Source organism: Alteromonas sp. Mac1 (assembly GCF_001562125.1).
Lineage (GTDB): Bacteria > Pseudomonadota > Gammaproteobacteria > Enterobacterales > Alteromonadaceae > Alteromonas > Alteromonas stellipolaris.
In genome coordinates this window covers 3,531,615-3,549,825 of the sequence record NZ_CP013932.1, presented here as the reverse complement: position 1 = coordinate 3,549,825, position 18,211 = coordinate 3,531,615, and the positions used below count along the sequence as shown (strand labels likewise).

14 protein-coding genes are annotated in these 18,211 nt (G+C 44.1%); 12 read left to right on the top strand and 2 right to left on the bottom strand.

Annotation, left to right across the window (positions count from 1 at the left end; all coding sequences use genetic code 11):
* Nucleotides 1-15 precede the first annotated feature (15 nt).
* The 3 genes from aceF (at nt 16) to AV939_RS20410 (ending at nt 4,169) form a co-directional block, all read left to right on the top strand.
* On the top strand, nt 16-2,037 hold the full coding sequence (gene aceF, locus AV939_RS15190; RefSeq protein ID WP_057789991.1) for a pyruvate dehydrogenase complex dihydrolipoyllysine-residue acetyltransferase: 2,022 nt from the start codon (nt 16-18) through the stop codon (nt 2,035-2,037).
* A 128-nt stretch (nt 2,038-2,165) separates the two neighbouring features.
* On the top strand, nt 2,166-3,587 hold the full coding sequence (gene lpdA / locus AV939_RS15185) for a dihydrolipoyl dehydrogenase (RefSeq protein WP_057789993.1): 1,422 nt from the start codon (nt 2,166-2,168) through the stop codon (nt 3,585-3,587).
* A 135-nt stretch (nt 3,588-3,722) separates the two neighbouring features.
* Complete coding sequence (locus AV939_RS20410) at nt 3,723-4,169, top strand: hypothetical protein (protein ID WP_231701224.1); 447 nt, start codon at nt 3,723-3,725, stop codon at nt 4,167-4,169.
* A gap of 159 nt (nt 4,170-4,328) precedes the next feature.
* On the opposite strand, the gene AV939_RS15175 is transcribed toward AV939_RS20410, so the two are convergent.
* Complete coding sequence (locus AV939_RS15175) at nt 4,329-5,435, bottom strand: LysR family transcriptional regulator (RefSeq protein WP_057789995.1); 1,107 nt, start codon at nt 5,433-5,435, stop codon at nt 4,329-4,331.
* A 319-nt stretch (nt 5,436-5,754) separates the two neighbouring features.
* On the opposite strand from AV939_RS15175, the gene AV939_RS15170 reads away from it, so the two are divergent.
* The 9 genes from AV939_RS15170 to AV939_RS15130 all read left to right on the top strand — a co-directional run bounded on the left by AV939_RS15170 (nt 5,755) and on the right by AV939_RS15130 (nt 16,648).
* On the top strand, nt 5,755-6,996 hold the full coding sequence (locus AV939_RS15170) for an efflux RND transporter periplasmic adaptor subunit (RefSeq protein ID WP_057789997.1): 1,242 nt from the start codon (nt 5,755-5,757) through the stop codon (nt 6,994-6,996).
* Complete coding sequence (locus AV939_RS15165) at nt 6,996-10,118, top strand: efflux RND transporter permease subunit (protein WP_057790000.1); 3,123 nt, start codon at nt 6,996-6,998, stop codon at nt 10,116-10,118. The genes AV939_RS15170 and AV939_RS15165 overlap by 1 nt, the downstream gene beginning before the upstream one ends.
* Before the next feature lie 300 nt (nt 10,119-10,418).
* The gene (locus AV939_RS15160) at nt 10,419-11,660 is read left to right on the top strand and encodes a putative DNA modification/repair radical SAM protein (protein WP_057790002.1); all 1,242 of its coding nucleotides are present in this window, start codon (nt 10,419-10,421) and stop codon (nt 11,658-11,660) included.
* A gap of 16 nt (nt 11,661-11,676) precedes the next feature.
* Nucleotides 11,677-12,471, top strand: coding sequence for a TIGR03915 family putative DNA repair protein (locus AV939_RS15155; protein WP_057790004.1), 795 nt, complete (start codon nt 11,677-11,679; stop codon nt 12,469-12,471).
* Nucleotides 12,472-12,613: 142 nt separating this feature from the next.
* Nucleotides 12,614-13,324, top strand: coding sequence for an SIMPL domain-containing protein (locus tag AV939_RS15150; protein ID WP_057790006.1), 711 nt, complete (start codon nt 12,614-12,616; stop codon nt 13,322-13,324).
* 179 nt (nt 13,325-13,503) lie between these two features.
* Entirely contained in the window at nt 13,504-13,806 is a 303-nt protein-coding gene (locus tag AV939_RS15145; RefSeq protein ID WP_057790008.1) for a DUF1289 domain-containing protein, read from the top strand.
* 58 nt (nt 13,807-13,864) lie between these two features.
* A complete protein-coding gene (locus AV939_RS15140) occupies nt 13,865-14,689 on the top strand; it encodes an HDOD domain-containing protein (protein ID WP_057790010.1) in 825 nt (274 codons plus the stop codon).
* 226 nt (nt 14,690-14,915) lie between these two features.
* Nucleotides 14,916-15,719, top strand: coding sequence for a DUF481 domain-containing protein (locus tag AV939_RS15135; RefSeq protein WP_061997857.1), 804 nt, complete (start codon nt 14,916-14,918; stop codon nt 15,717-15,719).
* 185 nt (nt 15,720-15,904) lie between these two features.
* Nucleotides 15,905-16,648 carry a DUF481 domain-containing protein gene (locus AV939_RS15130; protein ID WP_057790014.1) on the top strand — a complete coding sequence of 248 codons (744 nt, stop codon included), beginning with the start codon at nt 15,905-15,907 and terminating at the stop codon, nt 16,646-16,648.
* A gap of 103 nt (nt 16,649-16,751) precedes the next feature.
* On the opposite strand, the gene serA is transcribed toward AV939_RS15130, so the two are convergent.
* Nucleotides 16,752-17,981 carry a phosphoglycerate dehydrogenase gene (serA, locus tag AV939_RS15125; RefSeq protein ID WP_057790016.1) on the bottom strand — a complete coding sequence of 410 codons (1,230 nt, stop codon included), beginning with the start codon at nt 17,979-17,981 and terminating at the stop codon, nt 16,752-16,754.
* Between the last annotated feature and the right edge of the window lie 230 nt (nt 17,982-18,211).

Sequence of the window (18,211 nt, the reverse complement as noted above, 5' to 3'; positions counted from 1 at the left end):
TAAGGTATTTTACATATGTCAGATATTCAAAAGATTATCGTACCCGATGTAGGCGGTGACGAAGTTGAAGTTATCGAGCTATGTGTTGCCGTAGGCGACACCATTGATGCAGATGAAGGCGTTGTTACCGTTGAAAGTGACAAAGCCTCTATGGACATTCCTGCACCATTTGAAGGTGAGATCGTTAGCTTATCTGTTGCTGTTGGCGACAAGATAAAAGAAGGCGATGTTATCGGTGAAATGAAAAAAGCAGGTGGCGAAGAAGCTTCTTCTGAAGAGAAAGAAGAGCCAGCTCAAGAAGCGCCTGCGCCAGAAGCGTCAAAAGAAGCACCAAAAGAAGAAAGTAAGCCCGAAGCGGCACCAGCATCATCTGGTGGCGGTGAAGTGATAGAAGTTGCGGTTCCTGATATTGGTGACGATGGCGAAGTAGACGTTATTGATGTATTGGTTTCAGTAGGCGATACCATCGAGAAAGAAGATGGGCTTATTACGCTAGAAACCGACAAAGCGACTATGGATGTGCCTTCTACTCACGCAGGTACGGTGAAAGAAGTGTTCATCAGTACTGGCGATAAAGTGAAAGAAGGTACGCTAGTTATTAAACTAGAAACCGCTGGAAGTGGTGAAACGGCAAGCAGCGATGCGCCTGCTGAATCAAGTTCTGAAAAAGCGGCACCTGCGGCTGATTCATCTGCCCAGTCGTCAGATTCAGAGAAATCAGCCGGTGGTGTAGTAGAAGTTGAAGTACCTGATATTGGTGAAGACGGCGAAGTAGACGTTATCGATGTATTAGTTTCTGTAGGTGACACCATTGAGAAAGAAGATGGTCTTATTACCCTTGAAACTGATAAAGCCACAATGGATGTGCCTTCTACCCATGCAGGTACAGTAAAAGAAGTCTTCATTAAAGCCGGTGACAAAGTTAAGCAAGGTACGTTAGTTATTAAGCTAGAAACTGCCGGAAATGGCGGTTCAGCAAGTAGCGATGCCCCTGCGCCGAAGAAAGTGGAATCTGCGCCTGAGGAACCAAAAGCGGCTGAAAAACCAACAGCGCAAAATAAGTCACCTGTACCAGCACAAGAAGCGCCAGCGCCTAAAGGCAATGGCAAAGCACATGCTTCTCCTTCTGTACGTCGTGTAGCCAGAGAGTTCGGTGTAGACCTTACCCTTGTTAGTGGCTCGGGTCCTAAGAATCGTATTCTAAAAGAAGACGTTCAGGCTTATGTGAAAGCAGAGCTTGCTAAGCCTAAAGGCAGCGCAAGCAGTGTAGCTGCGCCAGCAGGCGATAACGTACTTCAAATTGTGCCGGTTAAACCTATTGACCACAGCAAGTTTGGTGAAGTTGAAGAAGTTAAGCTTTCGCGTATTCAGAAGATTTCTGGTCCATTCTTACACCGCAACTGGGCGACTATCCCTCATGTAACACAGTTTGATGAGGCTGATATCACCGACGTAGAAGCGTTCCGTAAGGAACAAAATGCGTACCATGCGAAAATTAAGTCTGGCCTTAAAATTACGCCACTTGTATTCGTCATGAAAGCAGTTGCTAAAGCGTTAGAGAAATACGAAGTATTTAACTCTTCTCTTTCTGATGACGGTGAAAGCTTGATTATCAAGAAATTCATCAACATCGGTATTGCGGTGGAAACGCCTGGTGGTTTGGTAGTTCCCGTTATCAAAGATGTGAACAAGAAAGGTATTGAGCAGCTGTCTCAAGAACTGATTGAGACATCGAAGAAAGCCCGTGACGGAAAACTGAAGTCTTCAGACATGCAAGGCGGCACATTCACTATTTCTAGCTTAGGCGGCATAGGTGGAACAGCGTTTACGCCAATTGTTAACGCCCCTGAGGTTGCTATCTTAGGTGTGTCTAAGTCTGATATGAAACCGAAGTGGAATGGTAGCGAGTTTGAACCTCGTCTTATGGTTCCATTAAGCTTGTCATACGACCATCGGGTTATTGATGGTGCAGTAGGTGCAAGGTTCTCCACAGAAGTGGCGGCAAACTTGACTGACTTGCGTAGAATTATACTTTAAATCAAAATACGAGAATGTTTGTTATATCATTAACATTCTCGGTGATTTTATAAGCCCATGGGGCAGTATTTAGGTTATGCTATCACGCACAAGGTGATAGATAACAAAAAATAGGATTGAGGTTCACAATGAGCGAAATTAAAACGCAATTAGTGGTACTGGGCGGCGGCCCTGGCGGTTACTCTGCGGCATTCCGTGCTGCCGATTTAGGCATCGAGACCGTTATTGTTGATTCACGTGAAGTGCTAGGCGGCGTATGCCTTAACGTTGGTTGTATTCCTTCAAAAGCATTACTTCACGTAGCGAAAGTAATGAAAGAAGCGAAGCACTTGGCTAGCCATGGTGTGACTTTTGGTGAGCCAAAAATCGACCTAGATAAAATTCGTGAATACAAAGACAGCGTTGTTAAACAGCTAACAAACGGTCTTGGCGGCATGTCTAAAATGCGTAAAACCAAGCACGTTAAAGGTTACGGTAAATTTACTGGCGCTAATACCCTTGAAGTAAAAAATGGTGACGACGTTACTACTATTACGTTTGAAAAAGCGATTATTGCTGCGGGTTCTGAGCCAGTAAGCTTGCCGTTTATTCCAGAAGACGATCGTATCATCGATTCTACTGGCGCTTTGGAAATGAAAGATATTCCAGAGAAAATGCTAGTACTTGGTGGCGGTATCATTGGCCTAGAAATGGGTACAGTGTACGAAGCACTAGGTTCAAAAATCGATGTTGTTGAATTTTTAGATCAGCTTATTCCAGCTGCTGATAAAGACATCATGAAAGTCTTTATGAAAGACTATAAAGAAAAATTCAACATCATGCTTGAAACCAAAGTAACTGCGGTTGAAGCAAAAGAAGACGGCTTGTATGTAACATTTGAAGGTAAAAATGCACCTTCAGAGCAAGTACGCTACGACAAAGTATTAGTTGCTGTTGGACGTCGTCCAAACGGTAAAATGGTTGGCGCAGACACTGCTGGTGTTAACGTTGACGACCGTGGCTTTATTAACGTTGATAAGCAAATGCGTACTAACGTTGAACACATCTTCGCTATCGGCGACTTAGTTGGCCAACCTATGCTTGCGCATAAAGCGGTTCACGAAGGTCATGTTGCTGCTGAAGTTATTGCCGGACAAAAACACTACTTCGACCCACGTGGTATTCCTTCAGTAGCCTATACTGAGCCGGAAGTTGCCTGGGTTGGTGTTACCGAGAAAGAAGCAAAAGAGCAAGGTTTAAGCTACGAAACAGCCGTATTCCCATGGGCTGCTTCAGGTCGCGCTATTGCCTCTGATGCAACTAACGGTATGACTAAAATGATTTTCGAAAAAGACACCGGTCGTGTACTTGGTGGCGCAATGGTAGGTACTAACGCAGGCGAAATGCTTGGCGAAATTGGTCTTGCTGTTGAAATGGGCGCAGACGCTGAAGATGTTGCATTAACTATTCACGCTCACCCAACGCTAAACGAGTCAATCGGCCTAGCGTCAGAAATCTTCGAAGGTAGTATTACCGATTTGCCTAACGCTAAGGCAAAGAAAAAGAAGTAAGTTAGCTTAATAGTTAACGCAAAAACCCGCCAGATGGCGGGTTTTTTTATTTTTAGCGAAGCTAACTTGGCGTAATGCGAATGTAGCGCCTATTATTAGAGCAGGTAATTAGCAGTTAGTTTTAAACGAGACAAAATGGTTCCGAGCAACATTCATACTATTGGAAAACACACCTCTCATGCAGAAACTAAACACGCCGAATATGATATTGAGCTCATAGGTAGTGTGCTACGAGTAGACGGACGAGGCGTGGTTAATGAAGAGATTTTAAAGCAATATCACGAAGACGTTAAAGATATAGTTATTAGCCTCAATGGGCAAAAGTGGGGCTTTCTTGGCTTTGTTCTTGGCACGGGTATTTTAACCCCTGCAGCAGAAACTATCCTGATAGACTCAATTAAACTTCGCAAAATATACGGTATGTCAGCCTGCGCTCTAGTTGTTACCAACGCTGACATTCCAGCGCTGGTGCAAAGTCAGTTTGAGCGGGTGTATTTGGCAGCAGATATCGACTATTTCTTTTGTGTTGATGAAAAAGATGGATTAGCGTGGCTTGCCAGTAAAGGGTGTAAATACAAGTAATGCTAGGTAGGTGAAAAGCTGCCTATCACAGGGGAAATAGTGGCCTATTGCCAAATGGCACCACCTAGGCCTTTCGCTAAGAGACATCGCTGGGGCTTATCGCCAAGAGGCACCGCTGGGTTTTAACGCCAAAAGGTACGAAGAGGGCTTATCAAAACACTATGCGGTTACTTTTCCCTTCGCATCATTCACGGCTTTATCTAAGTCCACAATATCTGCTGTTTCAGCAGCATCCAACGTTTCGTCGTGCTTAATATGCGCTGGTGAAAAGTCGCTGTTGTCCATATTACGCTGCGCCAAGAATCGCTTAACGGTATCAGCGCAGTAGGCTTTACGGCAACATTGAGAAAGTAGCATTTCATGTCGCTCAACACGTTCGCGAATAAACTTCACGACAAGCTTACGCAACCATTGTAACCCTGCATCTAAGTCTTGGCGTTTGTGCCACATTACCGACATTGGCAAGCTTTTTATTTCAATCGGCGTTTCAAATACTGCGAGCTCACCAGAGAAAATCTCCTTCTCAACGACCAGTGATGGTGCAACACATATTAAGTTGCTTTCTTTTAGCAGCGGCGTGGCGTTGTAGAACTGATTGACCGACATAGCAATACGGCGTTTTAACCCCATGTTAGCTAATACTTGATCGGTAGGGCCGGTAACATCGCCTGTTACCGACACCAATAAGTGATCTGCGGCAATAAAGTCTTCCAAGGTAAGCTGCGCTTTTGCTAGTGGGTGATCGGGGCGCATCACCACTACCCAACTAGGGTCTAAAACGTGCTCGGTGCGTATTACCGCATCGGGTTGATGATATTTAGAAAAGGTCAGTTCAGCCTCTGCGTCTTTTAAAACCTTATCAGTGCCTAAATCGTAACTGGGAATAGCGTGAATATTAATGCCTGGAGCTTCATTTTCAATTACCTTGCGAAGCGGCCCCCACACCATAGCAACAATGCTATCGGTGGCCGATATACGAAAGGTTCGCTTGGCCGTGGCAGGGTCAAATTCCGCCGGGCTGACGGCAACTTCAAGTTGTCCTAATGGGCCTTGAATTTGGCTCCACAAGTTGGTGGCAAATGACGTAGGTTGAATACCACGCCCATCCTTTACGAATAACTCGTCTTTCCACGCGGTACGCATGCGAGAAAGGGCGTTCGAGACAGCTGGTTGGGTCATCGACAATCTATCAGCAGCTCGGGTAATCGCGCCCTCTGTCATGATGGCATCAAATATCATCAATAAATTTAAATCATGTGGACGCATCAGTCTCTCCGGTTATTCGTAAATTAGTTCTGTACCAGTATACTAGGCCGAGCAGAGGAAATACTGCATAAACACGTGTGAATCCGTCGCTTTTTATCACGTGAGTTTATCGCTAAACAGCGCGTTTAAGTATTATCACCACATTTATTTGCTTCATGTTGTGCTGCCAAATTACAGGTAACACCTTGAGCGAAATAGCCTAAATTTCATACTTCTCAATATATATCATTTTATGATGTGTTGCATACGAAAATATAATTATTTTTATTGTATTGCCATGTGCATAATGCACGCCTTCACACTTTTAGAGACTCTTGCAATGACGACTTTAACTCGATTTTTGGCAATTCTAAGCCTAACAGCACTTGTCGCCGCATGTGGTAGCGACGATACGGATCCTGGCCAGCAAATGCATGCGAATGTGGGCATTCCTGTAGATGTTGCGCCAGTGGTCTCGCAGCGTTTAACCGAATGGGACAGCTTTACTGGCCGTTTAGAAGCGCCGCAAACCGTATCCCTTCGCCCACGTGTCTCAGGCTACATTGAATTTGTAGCGTTTGAGGAAGGCGAATATGTAGAGCAGGGCGAAACCTTGTTCCTTATTGATAACCGCGCTTTTAAAGCAGAAGTTGAGCGTTTAACCGCGCAACTTGAAGAAGCAAAAAGCCGTTACGATTTATCAGTGCAAAGCTACGACAGAGTCGTAAAGCTTCGAAAAACCCAAGCGGTTTCGCAAGAAGTGCTAGATGAGCGTTTAGCGGGTAAGAATCAAGCTTTTGCTAGCATTAACCAAACAAAAGCGGCGTTAGAAGTTGCCCGTTTGAACCGCGGTTTTGCCCGTGTGGAAGCGCCTATTTCTGGCCGTGTTTCTCGCGCAAATATAACTGCAGGCAACTATGTAACGGCAGGGCAGTCTGAGCTCACCAGCATTGTATCTACCCATCAGCTTTACGCTTACTTCGATATTGATGAGCAAACGTACCTAAATTACGTGAGCAGTGATGATAAAGCCGACTCAGCGGTTAACGACCAAGCCGTGGCTATGCGTCTTGCCAATGAGCAAGATTATGGCCATTGGGGACAAATCGACTTCGTAGATAACCAAGTTAATGGCAATACCGGAACCCTTCGTGTTCGCGCGGTTTTCAACAATGAAAATGGTCGTTTAATGCCGGGATTATTTACCCATCTAAAACTTGCGGGTGATACCAACGAACAAGGCATTTTAATTAAAGAAAAAGCCATTGGTACCGACCTTAACAACAAATTTGTGTTGGTGGTAAACGGCGAAAATAAAGTGGAATACCGAGCCGTTACCTTGGGTGACAAAGTAGGCAGCATGCGCATTATTCAAAGTGGCTTAGTGGCAGGCGATACCATTGTAGTAGATGGTCTGCAGCGCGTACGCCCAGGTGCTGTTGTTGCGCCAAACCACGTTGATATGGGTGATAAAGAAGCACTAGCAAGCCTGCAAAACTGGCAGTCTCGTGTAGATAACGTAACAAATTTGGCTAACGCAGACGCTATTACAAGTAGCGTAGCTGGCACTGGAATTAATTAATGAATTTTTCGCAATTTTTCATTCGCCGCCCAATTTTTGCAGGTGTACTAAGCCTGCTCATTTTCATTGGTGGTGCGATAGCTGTTTGGCAGCTACCTATAACAGAATACCCAGAAGTGGTGCCGCCTACGGTAGTGGTAACGGCTAACTATCCTGGCGCTAACCCCAAAGTTATTGCCGAAACCGTTGCTACGCCCTTAGAGCAAGAGATTAATGGCGTGGAAGACATGATTTATATGTCTTCACAGGCCACATCTGATGGCCGTATGACGCTTACCATCACGTTCGCTATTGGTACCGATCCTGATGATGCTACTACGCTGGTTCAAAACCGTGTTAACCGTGCGACACCGCGATTGCCACAGGAAGTACAGCGCTTAGGTATTGTTACCGAAAAATCATCACCAGATTTAACCATGGTGGTGCATTTAACCTCACCTGATAAACGTTACGACATGCTTTATTTGTCGAACTATGCCGACCAATTCGTAAAAGATGAGCTCGCGCGAGTTGAAGGGGTAGGGCAAGTTCGTTTATTTGGCGCTGGTGAATACAGCATGCGTGTTTGGCTAGATCCAAACAAGTTAGCTTCACTGCAAATGAACCCAGGCGATGTGGTTGCGGCTATTTCCGAGCAAAACCAACAAGCAGCGGCAGGTAGCCTAGGCGCACAGCCAACGGGCACCAGTGAGTTTCAGCTACTTATTAATGTGCGCGGTCGCCTTGAAGATGAAAGTGAATTTGAAAATATCATCGTCAAAACGGGCGATAATGGTCAAATTACCCGGTTAAAAGACGTAGCCCGAATTGAGTTAGGTGCCGATTATTACACCTTGCGTTCATTACTAAATAATAATCCAGCAGCTGCATTACCTATATTTCAGGCCCCAGGCTCAAACGCTATTCAAATCTCTGACGACGTGCGTGCTCGCATGGCAGAACTTGAAAAGATGTTTCCAGAAGGGTTGGAATACGACATCGTTTACGACCCTACCGTATTCGTACGTGGCTCAATTGAAGCCGTGGTAAATACGTTACTTGAAGCTGTGCTATTGGTTGTATTAGTAGTAGTACTGTTTTTACAAACCTGGCGCGCGTCTATTATTCCTTTAGTAGCGGTTCCCATTTCATTGGTAGGTACCTTTGCGTTTATGCAATTGATGGGCTTCTCGTTAAATGCGCTATCGTTGTTTGGCTTGGTACTGGCTATCGGTATTGTGGTTGATGATGCCATCGTGGTGGTGGAAAACGTTGAGCGGAATATTGCCGACGGCAAAGCGCCATTCGATGCTACCGTGCAAGCAATGAAAGAGGTAACAGGGCCTATTATTGCCACTACCTTGGTATTGGCTGCGGTATTTATCCCTACTGCCTTTATGAGCGGCTTAACCGGTCAGTTCTATAAGCAGTTTGCGTTAACCATTACTATTTCTACCTTCATCTCGGCAATTAACTCGTTAACCTTAAGCCCTGCATTATCGGCCTTGTTATTGAAGCCTCATGGGCAATCGAAAGATTGGCTAAGCCGAGGTATGGATAAAGTGTTTGGGCGCTTTGTATTTACGCCATTTAATAAAATGTTCGATCGCGGTGCGAAAAAATACACTGGCGCTGTAGGTGGGCTTATTCGCAAAAGCGGTGTGGTAGTCGTGCTTTACGCTGGTTTGCTAGGGTTAACCTACTTCCAGTTTGCTAACACGCCAACTGGTTATGTACCGCCTCAAGATAAGCAGTATCTTATTGCATTTGCACAGCTTCCTAATGCGTCGTCGTTAGATAGAACTGAGGAAGTCGTGCGTGAAATGTCGCGTATTGCGATGGAACACCCTGGTGTTTCTGATGCAGTGGCATTTCCAGGTTTGAACATAAACGGCTTCACCAACAGCCCAAGTTCGGGTGTGTTGTTTACGCCGCTTAAACCGTTCAATGAGCGTCAAAGCCCTGAGCTTTCAGCCGGTGCAATTGCTATGCAATTGAACCAGCAATTTGGCTCTATTAAAGGTGCTTATGTGGCTATCTTCCCGCCACCACCGGTAATGGGCCTTGGCACCATTGGTGGTTTCAGGCTACAAGTGCAAGACAGAGGAAACTTAGGTTTTGCTGAACTTGAAAAAGTAACCCAAGAAGTGATTGGCAAAGCGTGGGCACACCCTGCGCTAACCGGTAACTTCACCAGTTTTACGGTTAACGTACCTCAGTTAAATGTGGATGTAGATCGCGAGAAAGCCGTTAGCCAAGGTGTAAACATAGGTACCTTGTTTGACACCATGCAGGCGTATTTGGGCTCGGTGTATGTGAACGACTTTAACCTTTTCGGCAAAACCTATCAGGTAAATGTTCAGGCCGATGCTCAGTATCGTCAAGATGTTGAAAACATCACCCAATTTAAAGTGCGAAACGATAAAGGCGATATGATCCCGCTAGGTTCATTTCTTAATATTGAGCACAGCGCAGGGCCAGACCGAGTGATGCATTACAACGGCTATGTCACCGCTGAAGTTAACGGCTCTCCGGCGCCGGGTTACAGTTCAGATCAAGCTAAAGCAGCGATAGAGCAAATTCTTGATGAAACCCTGCCGTTAGGCATGACCTACGAATGGACCGAGCTAACTTATCAGCAAATATTGGCAGGCAACGCCTCGGCCTTTATCTTCCCGCTGGTGGTGCTTTTGGTGTTCTTAGTATTGGCAGCGCAGTATGAAAGTTTACGCTTACCGCTGGCCATTATATTGATTGTCCCCATGACCTTGCTAAGCGCACTAATTGGTGTGGTGATATATGGTGGTGACAACAACATATTTACCCAAATTGGCTTAATTGTGCTGGTGGGGCTGGCGACTAAAAACGCCATTCTTATTGTGGAATTTGCCAAAGAGCTACAAGACAACGGCATGGATGCACTATCAGCCATTAAAGAGGCCAGTAAGTTGCGTCTTCGCCCAATCCTAATGACGTCTATAGCCTTCATTATGGGTGTGTTGCCTATGGTACTTTCTACAGGCGCAGGTGCAGAGATGCGTCAAGCCATGGGCGTAGCAGTGTTCTCAGGCATGATTGGGGTAACTGTGTTCGGCTTAATTCTTACTCCTGTATTTTACTATTTGTTGAAACGTAACGGTTAACTCTCCCGTTTACCCAAGCGTTGCCTCCTCCTCGTACTTTGGAGGCACTTTAGGCCACTTGTTTAAGTGGCCTTTTTTTATGCCAGTCCTTAGGGAGAAGGGGGCAGTGGCTCAAACCTATTGCGCTCTGCTTTTTGGTAGCAGAGTGTTGATAGCAAAATGCATTTGTACTGTATATTTATACATGATATAACGTTTTATATACTGAAAACGATATTGCCGATACACACGTCTTTTTTCATCATTTATTACTGAACCCACTGACGCTGTGTATTTGCTAAGAGAAAGTACAAATCTGCGATGCATGACAAACTGATACAAAAACTCGAAATTCTTTCAGATGCAGCCAAGTATGACGCTTCATGTGCAAGCGGTTCTGCAGGTAAACGAAAGGCTGGCAAAACCGATAAAACGGGCATAGGCTCTCTTACCGGTGGTACGGGTATATGTCACAGTTTTACCCCTGATGGGCGCTGTGTCTCTTTGTTAAAGATACTAATGACGAACTACTGTATTTACGACTGTCACTATTGCATTAATAGAGTATCGAGTAGTGTTCAACGTGCCCGTTTCACTGTGAAAGAAACCGTAGACCTAACACTGAATTTTTACAAGCGTAACTATATCGAAGGTCTGTTTCTTAGTTCAGGCATTGTGGGTTCTCCAGACCTTACAATGGAAAGTATGGTGCGTATTGCAAAATCTTTACGTCTGGATCACGGGTTCAAGGGGTATATTCATCTTAAGACAATTCCCAATGCCTCACCTGAATTGCAGGCCGAAGCTGGCTTATACGCCGACAGACTAAGCATTAATGTAGAAATGCCAACCCAACCTTCTTTAAATAAGTACGCGCCCGAAAAAGACCTCGGCGCTATTCATAACGCGATGAATACACTGAAAGAGAAAATAGCTGAGCATAAGGTAGATAAAACCCATACAGGTAAACGTCCTCCTCGCTTTGCCCCTGGCGGGCAGTCTACTCAAATGATAATAGGGGCCGATGGTTCTAATGATAAAGTTATCTTGGGCACGAGCGTAAAACTTTATAGCCAACAAAAGCTACGTCGCGTTTATTACTCTGCATTCTCGCCAATACCCGATGCATCAGAAGTTTTACCGCTAAAACCAGCGCCTTTAATTCGCGAGCATCGTCTTTATCAGGCTGATTGGCTTTTGCGTTTTTATGGATTCAAGCTTGATGAAATATTGCACGATGACATGCTTGATATGGATCATGATCCTAAACTTGCGTGGGCATTGCGCAATCGTCATGTGTTTCCAATCGATTTAAATAAAGCCGACAAACTGATGTTGTTACGGGTACCAGGCCTTGGTGCACGCACTGTACAAAAAATTCTGACTATTCGCCGTTATGCAAAGCTTAGTTGGATGGATCTTACTAAAATGCGCCTGCCTCTACAAAAGCTGAAGCCTTTTATTAGCGTGAGCGACTACTCGCCTAATATTCATTTACTCGATAGCAATAATTTTGAGTTACAGTTCAAACAGCCGAAGCAGTTCGAGCTATTTAGCGCCTAATTGAAATGGCATAAAGATGAAAACCATTACAATCATTTCAGTGCCTGGGTACGATGAGTGGCGCATAGCAGCAAGAGAATGTTTGGCGCAAGCTATCCCCCCCGAAAATATTATTTGGCAAACTTCAGAGTCTATACAAGACGACCTGTTTGGCGGTGGGGAACAAGTTATAGCAGCCAGTAAGCCAAAAGCGAAACACAGCATTCCCAAGTCAGTCTTAACGCTTATCAAATATGCGTTGTGTCACCAAGATGCTAGCCGCTTCGCATTGTGTTATCGGGTGTTATGGCGTGTTATTTTCGAAAACAAAAACCTTATTCAGTTAAAAACTGATGAAGATATCATGCAACTTGTTACGTTAGCCAAAGCGGTAAAACGCGATGCATATAAAATAAGTGCTTTTTTGAGGTTTCGAGAAGTTAATCATGACGGACAAGAGCACTTTATCGCTTGGTATGAGCCGGAACATTTTAGCTTAGAGATTAAGCTCGACTTCTTCCAAACTCGTTTTAAAAATATGCGGTGGTCAATATTAACGCCTTATCGGGCTGCCCATTGGGATACTGAAAAGCTAGTTTTAGAAGATAATCCCGATCCGAGTGTGTTTCCTAATGACGACCGTATCGAAAAATATTGGCTCACTTATTACGCTAATATTTTTAATCCCGCCCGCATCAAAAAGAGCGCAATGTTAAGCTCAATGCCCAAAAAGTACTGGAAGAATATGCCCGAAACAGCTTTGATTGACGATATGATTCGAAATTCGGATGCGAGAGCGCGCAAAATGATAGTTGATGGGAATAAACGCTAATCCATTTCTCCAGCCTCTTTGCGGCCACAATTGGTCATTATGTATCGTTAAGTATCAACAATCTCGGCTTTTTTCATCCCTAAATTCGACTCCAACTGAACGTAAGCTAGCACTATCAACAATAAAAACTGGAACGAGAGTTATGAAGATAGGTGCAGCAGTGGTAGTGGCAATAGGCATGGTGAGTGCGCTTGGCATATTGGGTCAACAGGTGTCTTCGGCGCTAAACGACATGCAAACTTGGGACAGGGTAGTTACCGTTAAAGGGTTGTCTGAAAGGGAGTACGTGGCAGATCGAGTGATTTGGCCTATTCAATTTGTTGATGCAGGCAATGATTTACCCGCGCTTTACAACCAGATAGAAACAAACAGCATGAAAGTGTCTAACTTCTTACAGAGCAAAGGGATTGCCAAAGAGGGTATTACCATTGGTAAGCCAGACATTACCGATAAACTAGCTCAGCAATATGGCGGTACAGAAAAAGCGCCATTTCGTTACACCGCAGTGCAAACCATTACCGTATTTTCAAACGAGGTCGAAAAGGTACGTGTAGTCATGAGCCAGATAAGTAGCTTATTAAAGTCTGGTGTTGTGCTAACGAATCAACACTATCAAGCACAGCCCGACTATGTATTTACGCGTTTAAATGAAGTAAAACCGGCAATGATCGAGGAAGCCACTGTTAATGCCAGAGAGGTTGCTGAAAAGTTCGCGCAGGACTCGAAAAGTACGTTAGGGAAAATAAAACGGGCTAATCAAGGGCGGTTTTCAATCGCTAGCAGAGACCATCATCACCCCCATATTAAGCAGGTTCGGGTAGTTTCGACTATTGACTATACACTAGTAGATTAATACTGATGTATTATTACAGAGTTGCTATTTTGGTGAGTTTGCCCAAAATATACTGGAGTAATGTAAAGCTATCTTAAATTACGTGGCCAGATTAGGTTGCCAATAACAATGCGTTAGTGGCATTAAGAGGGTGTTTTTAATTTAACGAAACGCGTGTTAGCAAGCGCATACAGGTAAACATGACAGACCAAACACCGCCAGCACAGCAATTGGAGTTCTTTGAAATTCCAAGTCCCTGTATTGGTGTTTGTGAGTCTGGAGTGCGAGGGTATTGCAAAGGATGTTACCGCAGCCGAGAAGAGCGGCTGTATTGGCTTAAGATTGATGATGGAACTCGCCGAAAGATAATTGGGGCATGTCAGCGAAGAAAGCAAGCGGCGCTAAGTAGAGCCCGTCGCCAAAATGAAAAACCAATAGAAGTACGAGAGCCTAGTCAAATAAATATGTTTGATGTGCCTTTCGAGACAATTGATAAAGCATAAGCAGTGAGACTGACCTCGCGATAGCTGTTAATGCAGATGATAAAAGTGGAACCTTTGCATGTCCTTAGATAAATATGTGTCGTTTGCAACAAAGTCATTTACCTTGCCAGATATATGTATTCGTATCCGCTCGGTATTAGATAACCCTCGTTCAAGTGCAAGCGACCTTGGCGATTTAATCAGTTTAGATTCGTCATTAACAGCCAAAGTGCTGCGATTGGCAAACAGTTCACTGTTCCGGTTTCCATCACAAGTAGAGTCTGTTTCAAAAGCCATCAATGTCATTGGTGGTGAAGCTTTGTATAATTTGGTGGTTGCAGAAACCGCCAATACCGCTTTTAAATACTTTGATACCCAGCTTATTAACCTTGATAAACATTGGTTCAACTCTGTTTATTGTGGAATGGTGGCGAAACATTTGGCTAAGGCCAGCAATATGCGTGGTAGTGAGCGTTTCTTCGTTATGGGGATATTGCAAAACCTCAGTGAGTTGGTCATTGCTAAACGTTCGCCAGAGCTTTATAAAAGCTATATTGAGCAAGATAGCGATATGCTTCTCGGGGCAAGACAAATTCAACATTTTGGTTTTACCTTTTCAAACTGTAGCGGTACCATATTAGAAAATTGGAAGCTTCCTCTTGTGCTCTATTATCCGGTTATGCACGCTAATGATATGTCTAGACAGGCAACAGATAGCGATATTGCGCTACTGGCATTAGCATCAAGGGTTACTACCATGCAGCAAAATAAAAAAACTGACGGTGACATTGAACTTTTTTTAGAAGACATAGCCAATAATAGTGGTGTGAATATAGATGACGTGGCAAATGCCATAGAGTTCGCCGACAGAGAAACAGCAAAAATTTCCATGCTTATCCATTGATTTACCAGTAATGAGGTAAAACAGTGATAAGCAGCCTTGAGCTTTATCTAGCCAAGGCAGCTTGATGGTTGTTGAATGTAAGTTCAGAAGCCGCTTTACAAGTGTTCAATCGTACAACTAAGCGGTAAAAAACACATAGCTAACGTAATACCCATGGAAGGGCATAATAGGGTGTTAAATGGCTATGCCATAACAACACCAAACCAATAAAAATTTATTAAAAATTATGCTTAATCTAACAAAACATTTCTGTGCAGTATGCTGTCTTCTTGGCATAAGTACTGCCGTCTTCGCAGCAGATCGCGACTTAATTCAAACGCTTTATCACGCTGATTTTACGCCAGACACCGACGACGAAGTGCCTAGATTTTCGTTAAATGGTGAGTTAGGTATACTCTCAAACACGGGTAATACATCAGCAGCGAGTATTAAAGCGGGTATCAACGCCGACCATGAAACTGAAAATTGGAGCAGTCTGTACTTTGCAGAAATGCTTTATCAAGAAAGTAACACCGATGGCACTGGTCGCGATGTGTCGGCCAAACGCTTCTATGGCAGTGCTCAGTTCGATTACAAATTAAACCAGCCTGGTCGACGCTTGTTCATGTACGGCGATTATGAAGATGATGCCTTCAGCGGCTATGATCATCGTGCTTCACTGGCTGCCGGTTGGTCACAACGAGTTTGGCGAGATGAAGTCAGCGAGTTCCGTTACAGTGTTGGGCCGGGTTATGCTTTTGTTGAGCTAGAAGAACCCCTCGAAGAAGATATTAACAACGGGGTAATTGTACGTGCATCAGCTGAATACAAATATCATTGGGCCTCAGGTGCTAACCTTCGACAATTTGTAAGCACGGAAGCGGGCGACGAAAATACTAAATCTCGTTCCGAGACATCTTTGTCGGCCAATGTTTTCGGCTCTTTAGCCATGAAGCTATCGTTTATTTTGAATCACGAAACCGATACTACCGAAGATGTAGATGGGTTAAGTACCGAGACCTCGGTTGCCTTGGTTTATCAATTCTTCTAACAATTACGCTTAAAGCTTATCAATAAGTGTAAATTTTACGTCTTATAGTCTAATTTTTGTTCGACCCTCATTGACTCGCACTATTAGGTAGGTACTATTGGCGCAGATTTTTCAGGCTATGCTGGCTAGCGCTTACGCTAGGTTTTCACAGCATGGCAAAGGATAAAACACTACTAGGATTGCTAATGAAAAAACAGCTTCTCGCATCACTTTTGGCCTTGTCTTTCTCTTCTGTTACTTTTGCTCAAGACGACGTTAAACCTTTCACGATGGAAGGTGAGCTAGGTATTATCGCAACAACAGGTAACACCGAAACGTCATCAATCAGTGCCGGTATTACTGCTCACCAAGAATTAGAGCAGTGGAGCAACGACTACACTCTAGAAGGTCTTTACAAAAAAGAAACTGTTGATAACGACGATGGTACCGAAGAAGAGTACACATCAGCGCAAAAGTTTTACGGTTCTGCACAGGGTAACTACAAGCTAGATAACCCTGATTACCGTTTATTTGGTTTCGCATCGTATGAAGATGACCGTTTAAGTAACTTCGACTATCAATCAACACTTGCTGTGGGTTGGAACCAAAAAGTACTTGAAAATAAACGTCACATTTTAGAGTACTCAATCGGTCCTGGTTACTCGTTTGCTGAAACGCAAGAAGGCGAAGAGCAGAACAGCATGATTGTTCGTGCTTCAAGTGCATACTCTTGGAAAATTTCAGATACGGCTAAATTCACGCAAACAGTGAGTACGGAAGTGGGTTCTGACAACACGAAATCTCGTGCTGAATCGGCGCTTACGGCTACCATTAGCGGTAACCTTTCTATGAAGTTGTCATTCAAGGTAGACCACAACTCTAACGTATCTGACGACGTAGAAAAGCTAGATACTGAAACTGCAGTAACGCTAGTTTACAACTTCTTCTAAAATCGTATTAACGATTGTAGAAACAGAAAACGCTGCCAATTGGCAGCGTTTTTTTATGTCTTTAAAAGTGTATGACGGTATTAAACCACCGTCATACAGAGCATTAGTGAAGAATACGGGTTTTAATCGTACCGTCAATTTGCTGTAGTTGTGCAAGCGCGTCATAGGCTCTGTCTTGCTGAACATCTACTACTACATAACCAATTTCTGCGTTAGTTTGAAGGTACTGGGCTTCAATGTTGATGCCTTTCTCTGCAAACGCTTGGTTAATTTGAGTAAGAATACCAGGCTGGTTTTTGTGTACGTGAAGTAAGCGAGAGCGGTTAGTGTGCTCTGGTAATGATACTTCAGGGAAGTTAACAGCAGATAAGGTAGAGCCATTATCACTGTACTTCGCCAATTTACCGGCCACTTCAATACCAATATTCTCTTGTGCTTCTTGGGTGCTACCACCTACATGCGGCGTAAGAATAACATTATCGAACTTACGTAAAGGCGATTGGAATTCCTCATTGTTCGACTTAGGTTCAACAGGGAATACATCAATAGCTGCGCCATTTAACTGGCCGCTTTCAAGCGCGTCGGCTAGGGCATCAATATCTACAACCGTACCGCGAGACGCATTAATAAAAATGCTTCCTTTCTTCATTTGTGCAAATTGCTCAGCTGCAAACATGTTTTGCGTTTGCTGAGTTTCAGGCACGTGAAGCGATACCACATCAGAGGTGTTTAATAGCTTCTCTAACGACTTTATCTGCGTAGAGTTACCTAATACCAACTTATCTTCAATATCGAAAAACTGTACACGCATACCAAGGTGTTCAGCAAGAATACTTAGCTGGGTACCAATGTGGCCATAACCAATGATACCTAATGTTTTACCACGGGCTTCAAACGAACCATTGGCAGTTTTTTCCCACTCACCGCGGTGCGCTTTTGCACTTTTACTAGGTACTTGGCGAAGCAAAAGAATAAGCTGACCAAGCACAAGCTCTGCTACTGAACGGGTATTAGAAAACGGTGCGTTAAATACCGGAATACCACGGCGCTGTGTTGCTTCTAAATTAACTTGGTTCGTACCAATACAGAAACAACCAATAGCTACCAATTTCTGAGCAGCATCGACTACCTTCTCAGTAATTTGAGTACGTGAACGAAGGCCAATAAAGTGGGCATCTTTCACTTTCTCAACAAGCTCTTCTTCAGGAAGGGACGTTTTGAGATACTCAATATTGGTGTATCCATTATTCTTAAAGGTTTCTAATGCACTTTGATGCACACCCTCTAACAACAATATCCGGATCTTATCCTTCTCTAGTGAAACTTTGCTCATGGATTTGCTATCTCTTAAAAAGTATTAGTATTTACAGAGCTCGAGGCTAGTGCAGGCGGGGTAGGTAAGACTGGAGCAAACCCTCCGCCGCATGGATGCGGCGGCGGAGCTCCCATGGATGGGTTCACAGCGTGTTTGCGGAAGTCTTACCTACCCCGACTAGCACCAGCCTCACACTCTCGAAAGGCCATCTAGACGTCTAAACGGAAATCTAACAGAAATCAGTTTAA

What these genes read in the sequence shown, in the direction of transcription:
- aceF (WP_057789991.1), top strand. Translation starts at nt 16, where the DNA reads ATGTCAGATATTCAAAAGATTATCGTACCCGATGTAGGCGGTGACGAA.
- lpdA (WP_057789993.1), top strand. Translation starts at nt 2,166, where the DNA reads ATGAGCGAAATTAAAACGCAATTAGTGGTACTGGGCGGCGGCCCTGGC.
- AV939_RS20410 (WP_231701224.1), top strand. Translation starts at nt 3,723, where the DNA reads ATGGTTCCGAGCAACATTCATACTATTGGAAAACACACCTCTCATGCA.
- AV939_RS15175 (WP_057789995.1), bottom strand. Translation starts at nt 5,435, where the DNA reads ATGCGTCCACATGATTTAAATTTATTGATGATATTTGATGCCATCATG.
- AV939_RS15170 (WP_057789997.1), top strand. Translation starts at nt 5,755, where the DNA reads ATGACGACTTTAACTCGATTTTTGGCAATTCTAAGCCTAACAGCACTT.
- AV939_RS15165 (WP_057790000.1), top strand. Translation starts at nt 6,996, where the DNA reads ATGAATTTTTCGCAATTTTTCATTCGCCGCCCAATTTTTGCAGGTGTA.
- AV939_RS15160 (WP_057790002.1), top strand. Translation starts at nt 10,419, where the DNA reads ATGCATGACAAACTGATACAAAAACTCGAAATTCTTTCAGATGCAGCC.
- AV939_RS15155 (WP_057790004.1), top strand. Translation starts at nt 11,677, where the DNA reads ATGAAAACCATTACAATCATTTCAGTGCCTGGGTACGATGAGTGGCGC.
- AV939_RS15150 (WP_057790006.1), top strand. Translation starts at nt 12,614, where the DNA reads ATGAAGATAGGTGCAGCAGTGGTAGTGGCAATAGGCATGGTGAGTGCG.
- AV939_RS15145 (WP_057790008.1), top strand. Translation starts at nt 13,504, where the DNA reads ATGACAGACCAAACACCGCCAGCACAGCAATTGGAGTTCTTTGAAATT.
- AV939_RS15140 (WP_057790010.1), top strand. Translation starts at nt 13,865, where the DNA reads ATGTCCTTAGATAAATATGTGTCGTTTGCAACAAAGTCATTTACCTTG.
- AV939_RS15135 (WP_061997857.1), top strand. Translation starts at nt 14,916, where the DNA reads ATGCTTAATCTAACAAAACATTTCTGTGCAGTATGCTGTCTTCTTGGC.
- AV939_RS15130 (WP_057790014.1), top strand. Translation starts at nt 15,905, where the DNA reads ATGAAAAAACAGCTTCTCGCATCACTTTTGGCCTTGTCTTTCTCTTCT.
- serA (WP_057790016.1), bottom strand. Translation starts at nt 17,981, where the DNA reads ATGAGCAAAGTTTCACTAGAGAAGGATAAGATCCGGATATTGTTGTTA.